Origin of the sequence: Sphingomonas endolithica (assembly GCF_025231525.1) — a bacterium.
Classification (GTDB): Bacteria; Pseudomonadota; Alphaproteobacteria; order Sphingomonadales; family Sphingomonadaceae; genus Sphingomonas; species Sphingomonas endolithica.
On sequence record NZ_CP103057.1, the window covers coordinates 1,569,329 to 1,584,564 of the forward strand.

A 15,236-nucleotide genomic window follows, 5' to 3' on the forward strand; every position below is an offset into this window, starting at 1 on the left:
GGGCCTCAGGGCGAGATCAAGGTAACGGCGGATCCCAGGTTCACGCCATTGAAGCCGATGATCGCGCGGATCTGCCGTGAGCGATCGGCATCGCGCGCGATCGTGGTGGGCGGCACGATCAGGATGCTGAACGGGCTGAGATAGCCGAGCGTCGCGCTGTCACCCTTCAACACCGCGCGCAGATCGACCATCCGCGCGAGCATCCGGTCGCCATCGGGGGCGAGCATGACGACGCGGCTGAGATCGGCATCGCGAGTGCCGCCGCCCGATCGCGCCAGCCCTTCGAACACGTTGATTCCGTCGCGATAGGGAAAGGCACCGGGCTTGGCGACTTCGCCCAGCACGAAGATTTCGGGCGCCGGCGGCGGCCGGTTATATTCCAGCACCGATATTGCCACCGCCGGCTGTTTCAGCTTGGCGCGGTAGAGCGCGGTCAGCCGGCTCTGCAATTGCGTGGCCGTCAGTCCCTTGGTCTGGATCGGCGGGAGCAGCGGCGGGCTGATCATGCCCGACAGCTGCACGCGCTGGTCGCTCTGCAGCAGCGGGAAGTACGGGAAGCTCAGTCGAACCAGATCGTTGGGGTGGAAATCGCCTTCCAGCGCCAGATGATCCTCGATCTTGCGGTTCACCTCGCGCGCGAGATCCAGCGAGGGGCGTTCCAGCGCGATCTCGGGCGCGGGCGCATAATTGAGCGGCCCGGCGCAGGCGGTAATCACCGCCAGACTGGTCAGCGTCAAGCCGCGGGTAATGGAATACGTCAGAAACCGCAGCATGATCGTCCCGAACTGATCGACGGCGCCGTCAGGACGCCCCTTTGCGCCTATATTACACGCACGCGTAACTTTACTCTTAAGCCGTCATTGACCGCGTGTTGGCGAGCCGGTCCACCAATGCCTCGAACCGCCGCGTCGATGCGGCGATGCCGAAGCCGTGCGCCGTATCGGCGGCCGCATGGCGCACGGCGTCGCGCCGTGCCGGGTCGGCGATCAGCCCGGCCAGCGCCGCGGCGAGCATGTCCGCATCCTCCGGCGGCACCAGGAAACCGTTGTCGCCGTGCCGGATGATCGTCTCCGGCCCGCCGCCGGTCGTCGCCAGCACGGGCGTGCCCACCGCCATCGCCTCGATCACCACATTGCCGAACCCTTCGCGACGCGAGGCGAGAACGAAGAGGTCGGCGGCGGCGATCGCTTCGGCGAGGCGATCGCTGTGGCCGGCAAGGGTGATGCGATCGGCCAACCCCAAGGCCGCGATCAGGGATTGCAGTTCCTGCCGCAACGGGCCGTCGCCGTGAATGGTCAGATGAAAGGACATGCCCTGCCCCACTAACCGATGGCAGGCCTGGATCAGCACGTCATACGCCTTGGCCGCGACCAGGCGGCCGGCGGAGACGAGTTGCGGCACGGAGTGCGATTGGCGCAGCGTCGAAATCGTGGTGACGGTGTCGATGACCGGATTCGGCAGCGTGATGGTGGTGATCGGTCGCGTCATCGACACTGACAGTGCCATCCCGATCCGGTCGGTCGGCACCGCCACCGCATCCGCGCGTGGATAGAGATACCGCATCGCCGCGCGACGCAGCGGACGCAGCTTGGCTTCGGAGAGATAGGCATCCGGCGGGGTATGTTCGGAGACGATCCGCGCGGTCTGGCCGGCGCGCGCTGCGAGCAGCGCCAGGTTCATTGCGTTGGTCGCGCTGTACGCCACATCGATGTCGTGCACGCGGAGTGCCTTGGCGATGTGCCGCGGCAGCCGCAACGCGCGTCCGGCGCCGAGCGCGATCGGCGTGACGTCGGCAGGCAGGTGATCGAGAAACTCGCCCTCGACCTTCTTCAGGAACAGTAACGGCTGATACCGCGTACGATCCAGCGCGCCGATCCAGTGGAGCACCACGCGCTCGGCCCCGCCGGCGCGGAAATGCGGCAGCAGGAAGCCGACCCGGATCACCTTTTGGCGCCGAACCTGCGCCCGATCGCCGCGCGCGCCAGCGCATGCGCGCTCGCCACCTCCGGCACGCGCAGCGCCAGTGCCGCGCCGACGAATACCGCGATCACGGTCGCCCCCAGCGCGATCAGCATCGCCAGCCAGCCGACGACACCCTCCGGCTGCGGCCCCAAGCGCAACAGCGCATATCCCGCCGCCGCTGCGATCCCGGCACATAAACCGCTCCGCGCGAAATCCCGTGCCTGCGCCGTCATGTCGAAATGAACAAAACGACGCGTGGCGATCCATTGCGCCAGCACGAACGTGCCGAGCGTCGCCGCCGCCGCCGCCCAGGCAATGCCCGTCGCCCCCCACAAGGGCGCACCGATCGCCAGCATCGCCGCCCGCATCACCAGGCCGCCGACCGCGATGATCGACAGATCGCGCAGGCACGATGCGCGTGGATCGGCATAGATGGCCGATGTCGTGGCGCTCATCGGCGCGAGGAAAATCTGTGCCGCGGCATAGCCCGCGGTCGTGCCGGCGGCGAGCAGGATGCTGCGCTCGTCGAACGCGCCGTGCCCGAACAGGATGCGCACCATCAGCTCCGCGCCCAGCATCATGCCGATCGATACCGGCAATTGCGCGAAGAAGCCCACGCGCTGGAACCGCGCCAGCCCGGCCGACGCCTGCGCCGGATCTGGATCCTGCATCGCCCGCACCAGTTCCGGGTATAGCACGGTATACAGGCTCGACATGACGAGGCCCGGCACCAGCGACACCAGCCGCGCGCCATATTCCAGCGCCGCGACGCCGCCTTCGGGCACCATCGAGGCCACGGCGAAATCCATCAGCGACGATGCCTGGAAATAGACGTTGAGCACGATCGCCGCCGCAACCCCGCCGCCGAGCCCTGCCGCGGCGGCCGGCGCCTTGTCGCCGAGCAACGCCTCTGGGCGGCGGCGGACGATGCTCCACGCGCCGGCCAGCAGGATCAGCACGCCGATCACGCCGCTGGCCAGCATCGTCCAGGCGCCGGCGATGATGCCGAGCGGCGGCACCGCGACGGCCAGCACCAGCACCAGCAGCCCACGCTGGATGATGTTGGTCCCCTCGCTCAGCAGGAATTTCCGGTTCGCCTGCAGCACTGCGACCAGCAGCGAGGCGACCACCGCGATCGGCAGCAACGGCATCATAATCGCCATCATCGTCGCGGTCAGCGCATGGCGCTCTCCGGTGAAGCCCGGCGCGAAGGCGGTGACGAGTGCGGAAGGGATGAAGGTGCCCGCCAGCGTCAGCGCGGCGAAGGCGCCGACGAACCAGTAGATCCTGGTCGGCAGGCCGTGAATCGACAGCGGCTGCCCGGCGTCGCCGCGCGCGATGATCGTCGGCATCACCACCTGCGCCACCATCCGACGAATCGTATCGGCAAAGCCGACCGTGGTGCGGCGCGCGAGGAAGAAGGCGTCGAGTTGCCCACTGGCGCCGAAGCGATTGGCGAGCAGCACCGAGACGAGGAAGCTGAGCAGGAAATCGGCGCCGCGCACCCCCGCGACCAGCAGCGTCGAGCGTGCGAGCGATGCGGTGGAACGCCCCTTGCCGGGGCGCGATGGCGCGGCCTTGCTCGCCATCAGCGCGCCGCGCGCGCGAGCGGGCCGAGCACGCCCTGATAGCGTGCGATGCGAGTCCAGCGGCTGCCGAAGATCACGTAATGCATCACCTTGATGCCGCATTCGCGATAGCCGAAGCGGGCCTGCAATACGTAGGACGTGCGGTTGGCGCGGTCCACCAGGCCGAAGCGGCGGCCGATGCCCATCTCGCTTAGCGTCTTCAACATGAAGCGGCCGAACGGCAGCGCGATGTTGCTCCGCCTGAGCGCGGGATCGATCATCCAGCAATAATGATAGGCCTCGTTCGGGCCCACGGCGTAGAATTCACGCGATCTGGTGTCACGGTGATCGCTCAGCGAAAACCAGGCGCAGCCGACCGCCATGCCGTCGCGCAGCGCGAGGATACCGACCTTGCCCTCGTTCAGCATGTCGCGGAAATCCCCCCGCCGCCACGCCATCCAGTCGCACAACGGCGGGAGGTCGGCAGGCTGACGGGCGACAGCAAAGCTCAGCCAGTCGGGTCGGATCTCGTTCCGTCCCGGCTGGTGCCATTCCGGGCGCAACTCGATCATCACGCTGGTGCTGTGGCGGAATACCTTGTCGGCGAACGCCTTGCGCAGCGTCGCTACCACGCCGCGATCGCGCAACCGCTCCACGATCCGCGCCATGCGGCCCGATCGGGGGGCCGCGACCTCAGCCGGCACGGCGGTCGCCACCGCGCCATGCCGCGACACGCTTGCGCAGCGCCGAATCGCGGTAGAGCTGGCGCGCGCCGAAGAACACCGCGTGCCGCAATGGCTTCAAGGCGGCGACCTGCATCGGCGGCATGATCCGCCTGGTCGGGGCGAAGGCGTTCTTGAACTGCATGCGGTTCGCCTCGCCTTCATCGCGCGGCTCGCCCAGCGCCATGCCGGCCAGATCGTAGCCGATACAGCCAAGCGTACGCGCTGCGCGCATCCCCTCCCACAGCAATGGATAAGAACGTGGGATTGCCGGCAGGTCGCTGGAGGTGGCAAGCGACAGCCAAATCGCCTCGTCGCCCTGCCGCACAAAGGCATGGCCGCCGATTACCTGGCCATCCAGTTCGGCGAGCAGCATCGCCCCGCCCAATTGCGCGATCAGTGCCGCCTGCGCAGGGGCACCGAGCAGCCCGCCCATGTCATAGTCGCGCTTCGCCGCGCGGAAGTCGTCGAGGATGCGCTGGTAGCTGGCGACGTCATCCGGCGTCGTTGCCATCCGGACGCTGACGCCGGCCTTTTCCGCCGCCTTCAACTGCCGCCGCCCGCGCTGCTTGAAGCCGGCGAGCACGGCCTCTTCCGGCTTGTCCAGCCAGACGATACCGGTCGTGCTGTGCAGCGGCTGGCGCGCCTCGGGCAGCGGCACGAAGCCGGTGGCGCGCATCGCCTCGGCCATGATCGGCATGTCGCGCCCGCGCACGCGCGGCGACAATTGCAACGAACAGCAACCCGCGTCGCGCGCCGTGTCGATCAGCGCGCGCAGCACCGTCTCCATCGCCGCCGCCGCATGCACCACCGGCCCGCGCTGCACGGTGCCGAGCCAGGTTCCCGGCGCCAGCCGCGTGCGCCGGATCACCGCGGCACCGATCAGCGCGCCGTCCCGCTGCATGGTGAAGTACAGGTAATCCTGCACGCCGGTGCGCGGCGCCAGCTCGGCCCAGGCCCGGTCCTGCTGATAGGCGGCAAACGGGCTGCCGCGCATGAACGCATCGAACTGCGCCGTTCCGACAGCATCGAGCGTCGTGGCCAAAAGCGAAGTCATCGTCATGGGGGTGGCAGGTCGTTCCAGCGAATTCACCGAATATTTCCCTTCGGGCGGTAGGCGGTCCATAGACGAAGGCCGTTGCGGAGAGATTAAACATGCCGGGGGTGGCACGCATCGACGACTTTCATCTCGGGCGTGGCTGGTACGATCCATGGCGGGCAGCCTATCTCGGGCGCGGGGCACGGCCGCTGGCGATTGCCGGCCTGCCCTTGCTCGACGAGCGCGCGCGGCTCGGCCCCATCGCCTATCGGCATCGCCGCAGCCAGACCAACGTGCACAGCCCCCGGCTGGACGTGGCCGGCGCCGGCCCGCTGGACCAAGATCTGCCGGCGCGACTGCTCGCCGACCGCCCCGACATGGTGACGCTGGAATATGTCCCCGAAGGCTCCCGCCTGCTGGAGGCCGCCCGAACGTGGGACCCGCGCCACGTGACCATCTTGCCGCAGGCGGCGGCGCCTGTCGCCGACTGCCGCGGTCCCTATGGCGACTGGCTCGCCGCGCGCAGCAAGCGCGCGCGCGCGCGCTGGGCAAAGCTCGAACGGATGCTGGTCGGCGACATGAGCATGCAGTTCGAGGTGCTGGACGGGCGCGATCGTCTAGACGCCCTGCTCGACGAATGCCTGGCCGTCGAACAATCGGGCTGGAAGGGCCGGGAGGGCACCGCAATCCTCGACAATGCCGCGGACACCTTGTTCTACACCAGCCTGGCACGGGAAGCCGCGGCGGCGGGCGTGCTGCGCCTCGCCGTACTGCGGCATGAGGGGCGCATCGTCGCGTTCGAATATGGCGTGACCGGTGGCGATCGCCTGTTCCTGCTCAAGGTTGGCTATGACGAGGCGTTCGAACAGCTGTCGATCGGTCATGTGCTGGCCACGCTCAACATCCGTCATTGCTGCGCCGACCCGGACATCGCCTGGTACGACAAGCTCGGCAACGGTATGACGCCGGCGGCCTACAAGTTGCGCTTCTCCGACCGGATCGACACGCTCTACCGCATCACCCTGTTCGGCCGCAGCTGGCGGGGACGCCTGTTGCACCTGTATCAACGCGCGCGACACAGCGCCAAGCTGCTGCACGACCGCTGGCGCAAGCCGCGGACGATCGCGGCATGACCCGCAAGCAGGAACGCCGCCGCCGAGTCGCGCAATGGGCGGGCATCGTCGGATGTTCCGCCGTGCTGGCGCTCGTCGTCTGGCGCGTTGCGGGCAGCCCAATCGCCGCATTGGTCATTATCGCAATAGGGTTGGCCGTCGCGCACCGCCGCATGATCGGCGCCGCCGGCGTGCCGGTGCTGACCTATCACTCGGTCAGCCCCAACCCCTCCTGGCTGCCCTGGGCGCAGGAGATTGCGGTTCACCCCGACACGTTCGAGCGGCACCTGGCGACCTTGCGACGAATGAAGTGCAACGTCATCGGCACGCGCAATTATGTCGCGACGCGGCTCGCGGGCGATACGCTGCCTTACAGGACGGTGCTGCTGCATTTCGACGATGGTTACCGCGACAATTGGCTGCATGCGGTGCCGGCGCTGCGGCGTCATGGTTTCGCCGGCACCTTCTTCGCCTCGCTCGATTTCGTCGAACCGGGCGACACGGTGCGCCCGCCTGATGGTGACGACAGCGGCTATATGAATTGGGCCGAACTCCGCGCGATCGAAGACATACCCTTGCTCGAGGTCGAGCCGCACGGGGTCGATCATGCCCGCGTGCCGGTCTCTGATCGCATCGTCGGGCGCGTGACGGCGGATAATTGGCGCGAACTCGCCTGGCTGCAATGGGCGGCGACCCCCGGCCCGAAGCACGACTGGTTCCGCCACGCTGAACCGCCCGCCGTGCCGATCGGGTCGCCGGTGCCCGAATCCGCGCTGGCACTGGCGGCGCCGCAATGGCGCGACGGGCAGCGTGAGGAAATGCTGGCGATGGAAGCACGTATTACGCGCGACCTGGCGCGCTGCCGCACCGATTTAAGCGACCGCATCAGCCACCTGCCGCAAATCTTTTGCTGGCCGGAGAATGCCGTGGGGCCGGAGGGACGCCGCATCGCCGCCGACCTCGGCTACCTGGCGACGACCGGCGGCCGCGGTCGCAACACGGCCGATGAGCCACCCCATGTCATCTCGCGCATCCATATGGGCGACCGGGCGATCGGCATCCGCATCGGCGCGCTGGAGGCGCTGCACCTGCGCGCTGCGGTCTGCCTGGCCCAGGGCAATCACTATTGGTATCTGGTGATCGGCCCGATGAACTTCCTCCGGCGGATCGTGTCACGGCTCAGGCATGCCGCGTGATCGCCGATAACCATCTTCTTGCCTTTGCCCGGCGCCCGAATGCTGTAGGCGATCTTCACCATTCATCCGTGGAGGCCGAGCGTGGCTGAGTCCGAACCAGACCAGAACCCGTCGCCTGCAAGCTTCCCGCCGCCCGAGCGCCGGTCGGACATGCCGCGGCGCGTGCGCTACGAATGCGACATGCGCGGCGTCCCGCTGTTCCTGGAATTCAGCAACCACAATTATGCCCGGCGATTGAAGCCGCGGGTCGATCGCGCGCTTGCGCTCGTCGCCATCCTGGTGCTGCTCCCGCTGCTGATCCCGATCGCGATCCTGATCAAGCTTGCCGACGGTGGCCCGATATTCTTCGTCCAGCAGCGCACCGGCTATCTCGGACGACGCTTTCCCTTGTTCAAGTTCCGCACGATGGTGCCGAATGCCGAGGCGATGAAAGAGGCCCTGCGCGCGCAGAACGTACACGGCCCCGAATCGCCGGATTTCAAGCTGATCGACGATCCGCGCGTCACTCGTATCGGCCGCTTCCTGCGCAAGACCAGCCTGGATGAACTGCCCAATTTGTGGAACATCGTGCGCGGCGAGATGTCGTTCGTCGGTCCGCGCCCGACCTCGTTCGATGCCTCGACCTACAAGATGCATCATCTGCCGCGGCTCGCCGCCCGCCCGGGGCTGACCGGCCTGTGGCAGGTGTCGGGTCGTGCCAATATCGGCTTCGACGAACGCAGCGAGATGGACATCGCCTATATCCGCTCGCTCTCGCCGCAGCAGGATCTGTCGCTGATGATCAAGACCGTGTCGGCCGTGACCAAGGCCGACGGAGCGCACTAGCAAAGGCATCTAACTGGCCCTCACCGTTCGGCTTCAGCGCGGCGGCGTGGCCGTCACCCGGACATTGTCGAGAAAGAGCGTGACCGGCACCGCATTCGAATTGGCCGTCGCGCCGATCTGGATGCGATCGGCGTAACGCCGCGCCAGCGGCATGATCGTCGCACCGGTGGCGGCGAGCACCTCACGCCCATCGAGCGTCACGCGCGCGCCGCCATCATCCCCCGCCCCGATCCGCACCGACACCATGATGCGATACCAGCGATCGTTGATCAGCGGCGTGGCATCGTCGCGCGTCCAGGCGCTGGCGATGCCGATCTTGGACCGATCGATGCGCAGCCGCCCATGGCGCAGGTACAGCCGGATACCCGGATTGCCCCCTTCACCGCAGGTCGCGCATTCGACATCGAGCAATTGGATCGAGTTCAACGGCGTGCCGCCTGCCACGTAGAGGTCGAACGCGACGGCAAGCCGCGTGCCCTCCACCATCGGTAGGGTCCGGGCGACCAGATCGGCCTTGCTCACCTGGTCGGTCTTGGCGGCGGCCGAGGCACGCAGCGCCATGCCCGGCCGCCCGGGCGCCGGCACGGCGGCCACCGTGCCCCGCTCCTGCTGCCGTATCGCCCAGACCGCGCCCGGGCAGAGGCCGGTGCACAACCCGCGCTCGAAATCGTCGCTGAAGGCAAAGCGCCCACTAGGCGTCGGGGTGCGCTGCAGCAATGCAGCGGTCGCGGTACCGGCAAGCGCGATGGCAAGCATGGCGGGCACGATGCGGCGGGTCATGCGGGTGCCTTTTGCGGAGTCCATTGCGCGTAGCGACGGCCGGCGAGGAACAGCATCACGCCCACGCCGAGCCCCGCCAGGTGCAGCATCGCGCCGTAAGCGAGGCCGAGCGGCCGGGGCAGCTTCAGCATCGTCAGGAACCCGATCGCGCCGAGCGCAAAGCCGGCCGAGAGTGCGGCAAAGACCAGGCTCCACGGCATATGACCACGCGCGGCGAGCAGCCCCGAGAGCAACCACAAGGGCGGGAGCGTCAGCGGCGCCAGTCGGCGCGCCAGCTTGTGCATGATCAGCCCCACGCCGTACCAGCCGGTGCGCATCGGGTTCATCAGCGCGCGCCGCCGCCACAATCCGGTCATGCCGCGTACCGTGATCCGCACGCGGCGGCGGAACTGCTGTCGGTCGCCGCCGATGCTGTGCTCGTACACCTTCGCCGCCGGGGCGAAGGCGATCCGCCTTCCCGCCGCGACGGCTGCGGTGCTGATATAGAAATCGTCGGTGGCATCGGCGACGACATGCGGCATCAGCGCCGCCCTGATCGCGTAGATCCCGCCGTCCGCCGATACACAGCCGAACAGATCATCCTCCGCTCGGCGCATTGCCGATTCGTAAGCGCGAAACACGCGGTCGGCACCGGCAAAGCGCCCGCCGCGCCGCCCGCCTCCGCGGATCGTCTCCACGCTCCCCGCGACTGCCCCAACTGCCGGGTCGGCAAACGGTGCGATCAACGCAGGCACGGTGCCGGCATCGAACAACGGATCGGCATCGCTCATCACCAGCACCGCGCCCGTGCAGGACGGCACGATCCGATTGAGCATCGCCGCCTTGCCGCCCCGTGGCCCGCGCACCAGCCGCACGCCGCGACCGGCAAAGCGCTCGACCACCGCACACGTATCGTCGTTCGACCCGTCATCACCGACCACGATCTCCGCCGCGCCCGGCCATGCCTCCAGCGCGGCGATGACCGACTCGAGCTTGGCACCGATGCGTGGCGCCTCGTTATACGCGCAGATAACGATCGAGATGGTGGGCAGGCCTCCGGTCGAATGATCGGCGCGGCGCCGACCAGCGATCGCGGCAGCCCCGATCAGCACCAGCGGATAGCCGAGATAGGCGATCACCGGCACCAGGATCAGGACAATCGCAGCAATCTCCACATCCGGCTCCCATTGGCATTGCCCGGCTTCTAGCCGCAAGAGCGTTGCCGGAGCGCTAACGCCGCGCGCTTCTGCCAGAAAGTCGTGCTGGCCTCCCCAGCACACTTGTCGGTATGGCCGCGGCATGACGTTCCTCACGGCCCAGCACGCCGACCTCAGCACGCTCGCGGCGCAAGCACGGTTGCGGCGCCTCCAGCCCCGCACAGGCGTGGATTTCAGCTCGAACGACTATCTCGCGCTGGCCCATGCCCCCCGCCTGCGCACCGCCGCGGTCGACGCCTTGTCGCGCGGAGTGGGGCTGGGATCGGGCGGATCGCGGCTGTTACGCGGCAACGATCCTGAACATGAGGCGCTGGAACAGGAAGCGGCGCGCTTTTTCGGCAGTGAAAGCGCCTTGTTCTTCTCCACCGGCTATGCCGCCAACGCGGCCTTGCTCTCGACGCTGCCGCAAACAGGCGACCTGATCGTGCACGACGCGCTGATCCACGCCAGCGCGCATGAAGGCATGCGCCTCGCCCGCGCCGATCACGCCTCCACGCCCCACAACGACGTGGACGCCATCGCCGACACCATCGCCGCCTGGCGCCGCGGCGGCGCCACCGGGCAGGCATGGATCGCGGTCGAAAGCCTGTACAGCATGGACGGAGACCGCGCACCGCTTGCCGATCTCATCGCCCTCGCCGATCGGCTGGGCGCGATGCTGCTAGTCGACGAGGCGCATGCGACCGGCGTGTTCGGCGCGCAGGGGCGTGGCCTGGCCGCCGGGCTCGACGGCCGTGAGAACGTGATCACGCTGCGCACCTGCGGCAAGGCGCTGGGCTGCGAAGGCGCCTTGCTGTGCGCGCCCGGCATCGTCCGCGACATGCTGGTCAATCGCGGCCGCGCGTTCATCTTCTCGACCGCGCCATCGCCGCTGATCGCCGCGGTGGTGCGCGAGAGCCTGCACATCCTTGCCAACGAACCGGTACGGCGCAATGCGCTCCAAAGGCTGATCGACCATGCCGGGCGCGTGCTCGCGCCGCACGGCGTGGTTGCCACCGGGTCGCAGATCATGCCGCTGGTGCTGGGCGACGATACGCGCACGATGCGCGTGGCCGCGGCGATGCAGGCCGCCGGCTTCGACGTTCGCGGAGTCCGCCCGCCGACGGTGCCCGCCGGCACGACTCGGCTGCGCATCTCGCTGACGCTGAACGTCGGCACGGACGAGATCGATGCGTTGGGCATCGCCCTGGGGGACACATTACGATGAGCCATGGCGCGATCGTCGTCACGGGCACCGATACCGACATCGGCAAGACGGTGTTTGCCGCCGCGCTCGCCGCGGCGCTCGATGCCCATTACTGGAAGCCGGTCCAGGCAGGGCTGGAGGACGGCAGCGATGCGGCCCGCGTTACGACGCTCGGCGTTCCCGCCGATCGCGTGCTGCCCGAGGCGTACCGCCTCACCACCCCCTGCTCCCCGCACCACGCCGCGGCGATCGACGGCGTGTCGATCAATCCCGCGCGGCTCGATCCGCCCGCTTACCGGCCGTTGGTGATCGAGGGCGCGGGCGGCGCGCTGGTGCCGGTCGCGCCCGATCTGCTGTTCGCCGATCTCTTCGCGCGCTGGCGCCTGCCGGTGGTAATCGTCGCGCGCACCGGGCTCGGCACGATCAACCACAGCCTGCTGACGATCGAGGCGCTACGCGCTCGCGCCGTGCCGATCCTCGGCATCGCCTTTGTCGGCGACGCGGTGGAAGACAGCGAAGCGACGATCGCGCGGATCGGCCAGGTGCTTCGGCTCGGCCGCCTGCCGCTGCTCGCGCCGCTCGATCGCGAAACGCTGGCGCGCGCCTTCGCCGCTCAGTTTGACTTGGCCGTTTTCCGATGAACTCGCCGATCTGGCATCCGTTCACGCAGCACGGTCTGGGCGAGCCGATCCCGCTCGTCACGCACGGGGCGGGTGCGGCGCTGTTCACGCAGGACGGGCGCCGCATCATCGACGGCATCTCCTCCTGGTGGGTGACGACGCACGGCCACAGCCATCCGCGCATCATGGCGGCGATCGCCGATCAGGCGCAGCGGCTCGACCAGATCATCTTTGCCGGCTGGACGCACGAGCCGGCCGAGACGCTGGCGGCAGGCTTGCGCGCGATCATGCCCGCGGCGCTGACCCGCGTGTTCTTCTCCGATTCGGGGTCGACCAGCGTGGAGGTCGCGCTGAAGATGGCGCTGGGCTTCTGGCGCAACCGTGGCGAGGCGCGCGACCGCATCCTGGTGCTGGAGCACAGCTACCACGGGGACACGATCGGCGCGATGTCGGTCGGCGCGCGCGGCGTGTTCAACCAGGCCTATGCGCCGTTGCTGTTCGATGTCGGCACGATCCCCTTCCCTGCCACCGGCGCCGAGCAGGCGACGCTGGACGCCTTGGAAGCCGCCTGCCGCGCAAAACCCGCCGCCTTCATCGTCGAGCCGCTGATCCTGGGCGCCGGCGGCATGCTGATCTATCCGCCCTGGGTGCTGGCAGAAATGCGCGCGATCTGCGCGCGGCACGACGTGCTGTTCATCGCCGACGAGGTGATGACCGCTTGGGGCCGTACCGGCACGCTGCTGGCGTGCGAGCAGGCAGGCGTCGTGCCCGACATACTATGCCTGTCCAAGGGGCTGACCGGCGGCGCGGTGCCGCTCGCCGTGACGATGGCGAGCGAGGCGATCTATGCGGCACACCTGTCCAGCGATCGATCGCGCATGTTCTTCCACTCGTCGAGCTACACCGCCAACCCGATCGCCTGCGCCGCAGCCAACGCCAACCTCGCCATCTGGCGCGAAGAACCGGTCGCCGAGCGCATCGCGACACTGGCGACGCGGCAGCGGCACCACTTGGCCGGGCTGGCCACGCTGCCTGGCATATGCGACGCCCGGTCGATCGGCACGATCACCGCGATCGACATCGAGGATCGCGCAGAGCCCGGCTATCTCTCGCATCTCGCCCCCCGCCTGCTCGAACAGTTCCGCACGCACAACCTGCTGCTCCGCCCGCTCGGCAACACGATCTACGTCATGCCGCCTTACTGCATCGACGAGCACGATCTCGCCGCGCTGTACCAGGGCATCGCCGAGGCATTGGCCGTGGTGAGTCGTTGAACGGAGAATAAGATAGGTTTCGGAAACGGCCGATGACGGTTCCGGGGTGGCAAGCCTATCCGCAGCTTATGTCGATCCATTCGATCGAGGCGGGACCATCTCCTACCGATCGGCGAAGCCAACGCCCCACCGACGAAAGCGATCGACCGCGCGTGCCGGCTTCATCTTCACCGTAACTTCGGTCGCCGGTCGCTCCGCCACAAACAGATGCATCGATCCCGCCGGCGCGAGCTCGATCAACTCGCCATGCTCGTTCAGTTCATACCCCGGGCCATAGCGTTCCAGGAGCATATTGATGCAATGCCGATATTCACTACGGCCCAGCACAGTGTTGAAGTTGCTGTAATGGTATTTTCGACCACTTCCGTTACGCGGCTGCTTGTGCTGCGGCTTGCTCACATGGTCGAAAAGGAACTCGATCATGTCGAAAAGGTCGGCTTCGGAATAGGTTGGCAGTCTTTCGAGGATCGGCCACAGGTTCGGCTTCATCAGCGTGAAGAGGACATAAGTCTCCACCGACCCGCCCACCGCACCCTCGGCATCCCCACCGTCCTCGGCAGAATAGCCAAAGGCTTCATCATAATATCCGTCCGATTGAAGCTGCTCGTAAGCACTGCCAAACAGTGCCTCGAGCGTATCGAAATCGATCCGCACCACGCCGCCTGCCTTGCGCGCGCTGTAATAGACTCGGGTCTCGGATGCATCGGGCATGACGCCATAGTACAAGATGGCTCAGTTCTTCACCACATCGTTCGCCGCGCCCACGGCACCTCCGGCCTTGCCCGCCGAGCCGACAATCAACGCGCGCTCAGCGGGCCCATGTAATAAGGATGCACATCGTGCGGTGCACGCCGTACCCCTGGCTCGCGTCCAACACCCGCGGGCGCCTGGGCCACGTGCACGATTGCGCAACCACCACGTGCTAATGTTCACCGGGATCCGCAAGCAAGGTAGAATTGTGGGATTACGCAAAGGCTCGCTCGCCAAACGGTTATCGACCCATTTTCGACGCGGGCGCGACCATCAGCTCCGGTCGTTGATCGAACGGATTGCGCGAGACAAAGCCGGCGTGCGGATCCTCGACATGGGCGGCTCGGCCCCGTACTGGCTCCGCGTCGGGGTCGACTTTCTTCGCGCACATCATTGCCACGTGACCATTCTGAACCTGCACGCCTCGGAGCTTGGCGGCGAACAATATCCGGCCGACATATTCGCACTGGCCGTCGGCGATGCGTGCGACATGCCGCAATATCGTGACGATAGTTTCGACCTTTCGCACTCCAACTCGGTTGTAGAACATCTGCTCACATGGCCGTCCATGAAGAAGTTCGCTACCGAGACGCGCAGAGTCGCCGCCAGCTATTATGTTCAAACGCCGAACTTCTGGTTTCCCATCGATCCACATTACTACGGATTGCCATTTTTCCATTGGCTGCCCCGGCCAACTCGCGCCTCGCTTTTCCACCGCTTCAGCATCGCGCAAGGCGGTCGCGCGCCCGACTGGGATCATGCCTTCGACCCGATCGACAAGTCGCGCCTTCTGGACCGCAGGCAGATGCAGACGCTGTTTCCGGATGGGCATCTCACCGTGGAGCGACTGGCCGGGCTGGGAAAGTCCCTGATAATGACCCGAGGCTAGTGGCGCTCAGGGGACCTGAGCGCCATCGCCGGATGGCCGGCGCCGCCGCTGCCGCGCCTAGGAGCGGCAGGTCTGGGAAAATCGAACGTGACGCTCTCCGGCTATCGGGTGCACACA

At 67.4% G+C, this 15,236-nt stretch carries 15 protein-coding genes; 7 read left to right on the plus strand and 8 right to left on the minus strand.

Annotated elements, in window-relative coordinates; translation table 11 throughout:
* Positions 1-5: 5 nt before the first annotated feature.
* From NV382_RS07420 to NV382_RS07440, 5 genes are all read right to left on the minus strand, one after another.
* Positions 6-773 (minus strand): polysaccharide biosynthesis/export family protein, encoded by a 768-nt coding sequence (locus NV382_RS07420; protein ID WP_260599869.1) that lies wholly within the window; start codon positions 771-773, stop codon positions 6-8.
* A gap of 76 nt (positions 774-849) precedes the next feature.
* A complete protein-coding gene (locus NV382_RS07425) occupies positions 850-1,944 on the minus strand; it encodes a glycosyltransferase (protein ID WP_260599870.1) in 1,095 nt (364 codons plus the stop codon).
* Positions 1,941-3,551 (minus strand): lipid II flippase MurJ, encoded by a 1,611-nt coding sequence (locus NV382_RS07430; RefSeq protein WP_260599871.1) that lies wholly within the window; start codon positions 3,549-3,551, stop codon positions 1,941-1,943. Before NV382_RS07430 ends, NV382_RS07425 begins: the two co-directional genes overlap by 4 nt.
* Positions 3,551-4,234, minus strand: a complete 684-nt coding sequence (locus NV382_RS07435) for a hypothetical protein (RefSeq protein ID WP_260599872.1) — start codon at positions 4,232-4,234, stop codon at positions 3,551-3,553. The genes NV382_RS07430 and NV382_RS07435 overlap by 1 nt, the downstream gene beginning before the upstream one ends.
* Positions 4,224-5,315 (minus strand): lipid II:glycine glycyltransferase FemX, encoded by a 1,092-nt coding sequence (locus tag NV382_RS07440; RefSeq protein ID WP_260599873.1) that lies wholly within the window; start codon positions 5,313-5,315, stop codon positions 4,224-4,226. Before NV382_RS07440 ends, NV382_RS07435 begins: the two co-directional genes overlap by 11 nt.
* 92 nt (positions 5,316-5,407) lie before the next feature.
* Between NV382_RS07440 and NV382_RS07445 the strand changes: the two genes are divergently transcribed.
* The 3 genes from NV382_RS07445 to NV382_RS07455 all read left to right on the plus strand — a co-directional run bounded on the left by NV382_RS07445 (position 5,408) and on the right by NV382_RS07455 (position 8,424).
* Positions 5,408-6,424 carry a GNAT family N-acetyltransferase gene (locus tag NV382_RS07445; RefSeq protein WP_260599874.1) on the plus strand — a complete coding sequence of 339 codons (1,017 nt, stop codon included), beginning with the start codon at positions 5,408-5,410 and terminating at the stop codon, positions 6,422-6,424.
* A complete protein-coding gene (locus NV382_RS07450; protein ID WP_260599875.1) occupies positions 6,421-7,599 on the plus strand; it encodes a polysaccharide deacetylase family protein in 1,179 nt (392 codons plus the stop codon). Before NV382_RS07445 ends, NV382_RS07450 begins: the two co-directional genes overlap by 4 nt.
* Before the next feature lie 81 nt (positions 7,600-7,680).
* The gene (locus tag NV382_RS07455) at positions 7,681-8,424 is read left to right on the plus strand and encodes a sugar transferase (RefSeq protein ID WP_260599876.1); all 744 of its coding nucleotides are present in this window, start codon (positions 7,681-7,683) and stop codon (positions 8,422-8,424) included.
* A gap of 33 nt (positions 8,425-8,457) precedes the next feature.
* Here the strand turns inward: NV382_RS07455 and NV382_RS07460 are convergent, their stop codons facing one another.
* The gene (locus tag NV382_RS07460; RefSeq protein ID WP_260599877.1) at positions 8,458-9,204 is read right to left on the minus strand and encodes a polysaccharide lyase; all 747 of its coding nucleotides are present in this window, start codon (positions 9,202-9,204) and stop codon (positions 8,458-8,460) included.
* Complete coding sequence (locus tag NV382_RS07465; protein ID WP_260599878.1) at positions 9,201-10,358, minus strand: glycosyltransferase; 1,158 nt, start codon at positions 10,356-10,358, stop codon at positions 9,201-9,203. The genes NV382_RS07460 and NV382_RS07465 overlap by 4 nt, the downstream gene beginning before the upstream one ends.
* 124 nt (positions 10,359-10,482) lie before the next feature.
* Between NV382_RS07465 and NV382_RS07470 the strand changes: the two genes are divergently transcribed.
* From NV382_RS07470 to NV382_RS07480, 3 genes are read left to right on the plus strand one after another with little or no spacing between them, the layout of a single operon-like run.
* Entirely contained in the window at positions 10,483-11,607 is a 1,125-nt protein-coding gene (locus NV382_RS07470) for an 8-amino-7-oxononanoate synthase (RefSeq protein ID WP_260599879.1), read from the plus strand.
* Positions 11,604-12,227 carry a dethiobiotin synthase gene (gene bioD, locus NV382_RS07475; protein ID WP_260599880.1) on the plus strand — a complete coding sequence of 208 codons (624 nt, stop codon included), beginning with the start codon at positions 11,604-11,606 and terminating at the stop codon, positions 12,225-12,227. The genes NV382_RS07470 and bioD overlap by 4 nt, the downstream gene beginning before the upstream one ends.
* Entirely contained in the window at positions 12,224-13,480 is a 1,257-nt protein-coding gene (locus NV382_RS07480) for an adenosylmethionine--8-amino-7-oxononanoate transaminase (protein ID WP_260599881.1), read from the plus strand. The genes bioD and NV382_RS07480 overlap by 4 nt, the downstream gene beginning before the upstream one ends.
* Before the next feature lie 102 nt (positions 13,481-13,582).
* On the opposite strand, the gene NV382_RS07485 is transcribed toward NV382_RS07480, so the two are convergent.
* Entirely contained in the window at positions 13,583-14,191 is a 609-nt protein-coding gene (locus NV382_RS07485) for a hypothetical protein (RefSeq protein WP_260599882.1), read from the minus strand.
* Positions 14,192-14,405: 214 nt separating this feature from the next.
* Between NV382_RS07485 and NV382_RS07490 the strand changes: the two genes are divergently transcribed.
* Entirely contained in the window at positions 14,406-15,119 is a 714-nt protein-coding gene (locus tag NV382_RS07490) for a class I SAM-dependent methyltransferase (protein WP_260600344.1), read from the plus strand.
* Positions 15,120-15,236: the final 117 nt, after the last annotated feature.

Excerpts from the sequence above, each read along its gene's own strand:
- bioD (WP_260599880.1), top strand. The coding sequence starts at position 11,604 with ATGAGCCATGGCGCGATCGTCGTCACGGGCACCGATACCGACATCGGC.
- NV382_RS07430 (WP_260599871.1), bottom strand. The coding sequence starts at position 3,551 with ATGGCGAGCAAGGCCGCGCCATCGCGCCCCGGCAAGGGGCGTTCCACC.
- NV382_RS07445 (WP_260599874.1), top strand. The coding sequence starts at position 5,408 with ATGCCGGGGGTGGCACGCATCGACGACTTTCATCTCGGGCGTGGCTGG.
- NV382_RS07440 (WP_260599873.1), bottom strand. The coding sequence starts at position 5,315 with ATGACGATGACTTCGCTTTTGGCCACGACGCTCGATGCTGTCGGAACG.
- NV382_RS07480 (WP_260599881.1), top strand. The coding sequence starts at position 12,224 with ATGAACTCGCCGATCTGGCATCCGTTCACGCAGCACGGTCTGGGCGAG.
- NV382_RS07420 (WP_260599869.1), bottom strand. The coding sequence starts at position 773 with ATGCTGCGGTTTCTGACGTATTCCATTACCCGCGGCTTGACGCTGACC.
- NV382_RS07460 (WP_260599877.1), bottom strand. The coding sequence starts at position 9,204 with ATGACCCGCCGCATCGTGCCCGCCATGCTTGCCATCGCGCTTGCCGGT.
- NV382_RS07485 (WP_260599882.1), bottom strand. The coding sequence starts at position 14,191 with ATGCCCGATGCATCCGAGACCCGAGTCTATTACAGCGCGCGCAAGGCA.
- NV382_RS07470 (WP_260599879.1), top strand. The coding sequence starts at position 10,483 with ATGACGTTCCTCACGGCCCAGCACGCCGACCTCAGCACGCTCGCGGCG.
- NV382_RS07450 (WP_260599875.1), top strand. The coding sequence starts at position 6,421 with ATGACCCGCAAGCAGGAACGCCGCCGCCGAGTCGCGCAATGGGCGGGC.
- NV382_RS07490 (WP_260600344.1), top strand. The coding sequence starts at position 14,406 with ATGTTCACCGGGATCCGCAAGCAAGGTAGAATTGTGGGATTACGCAAA.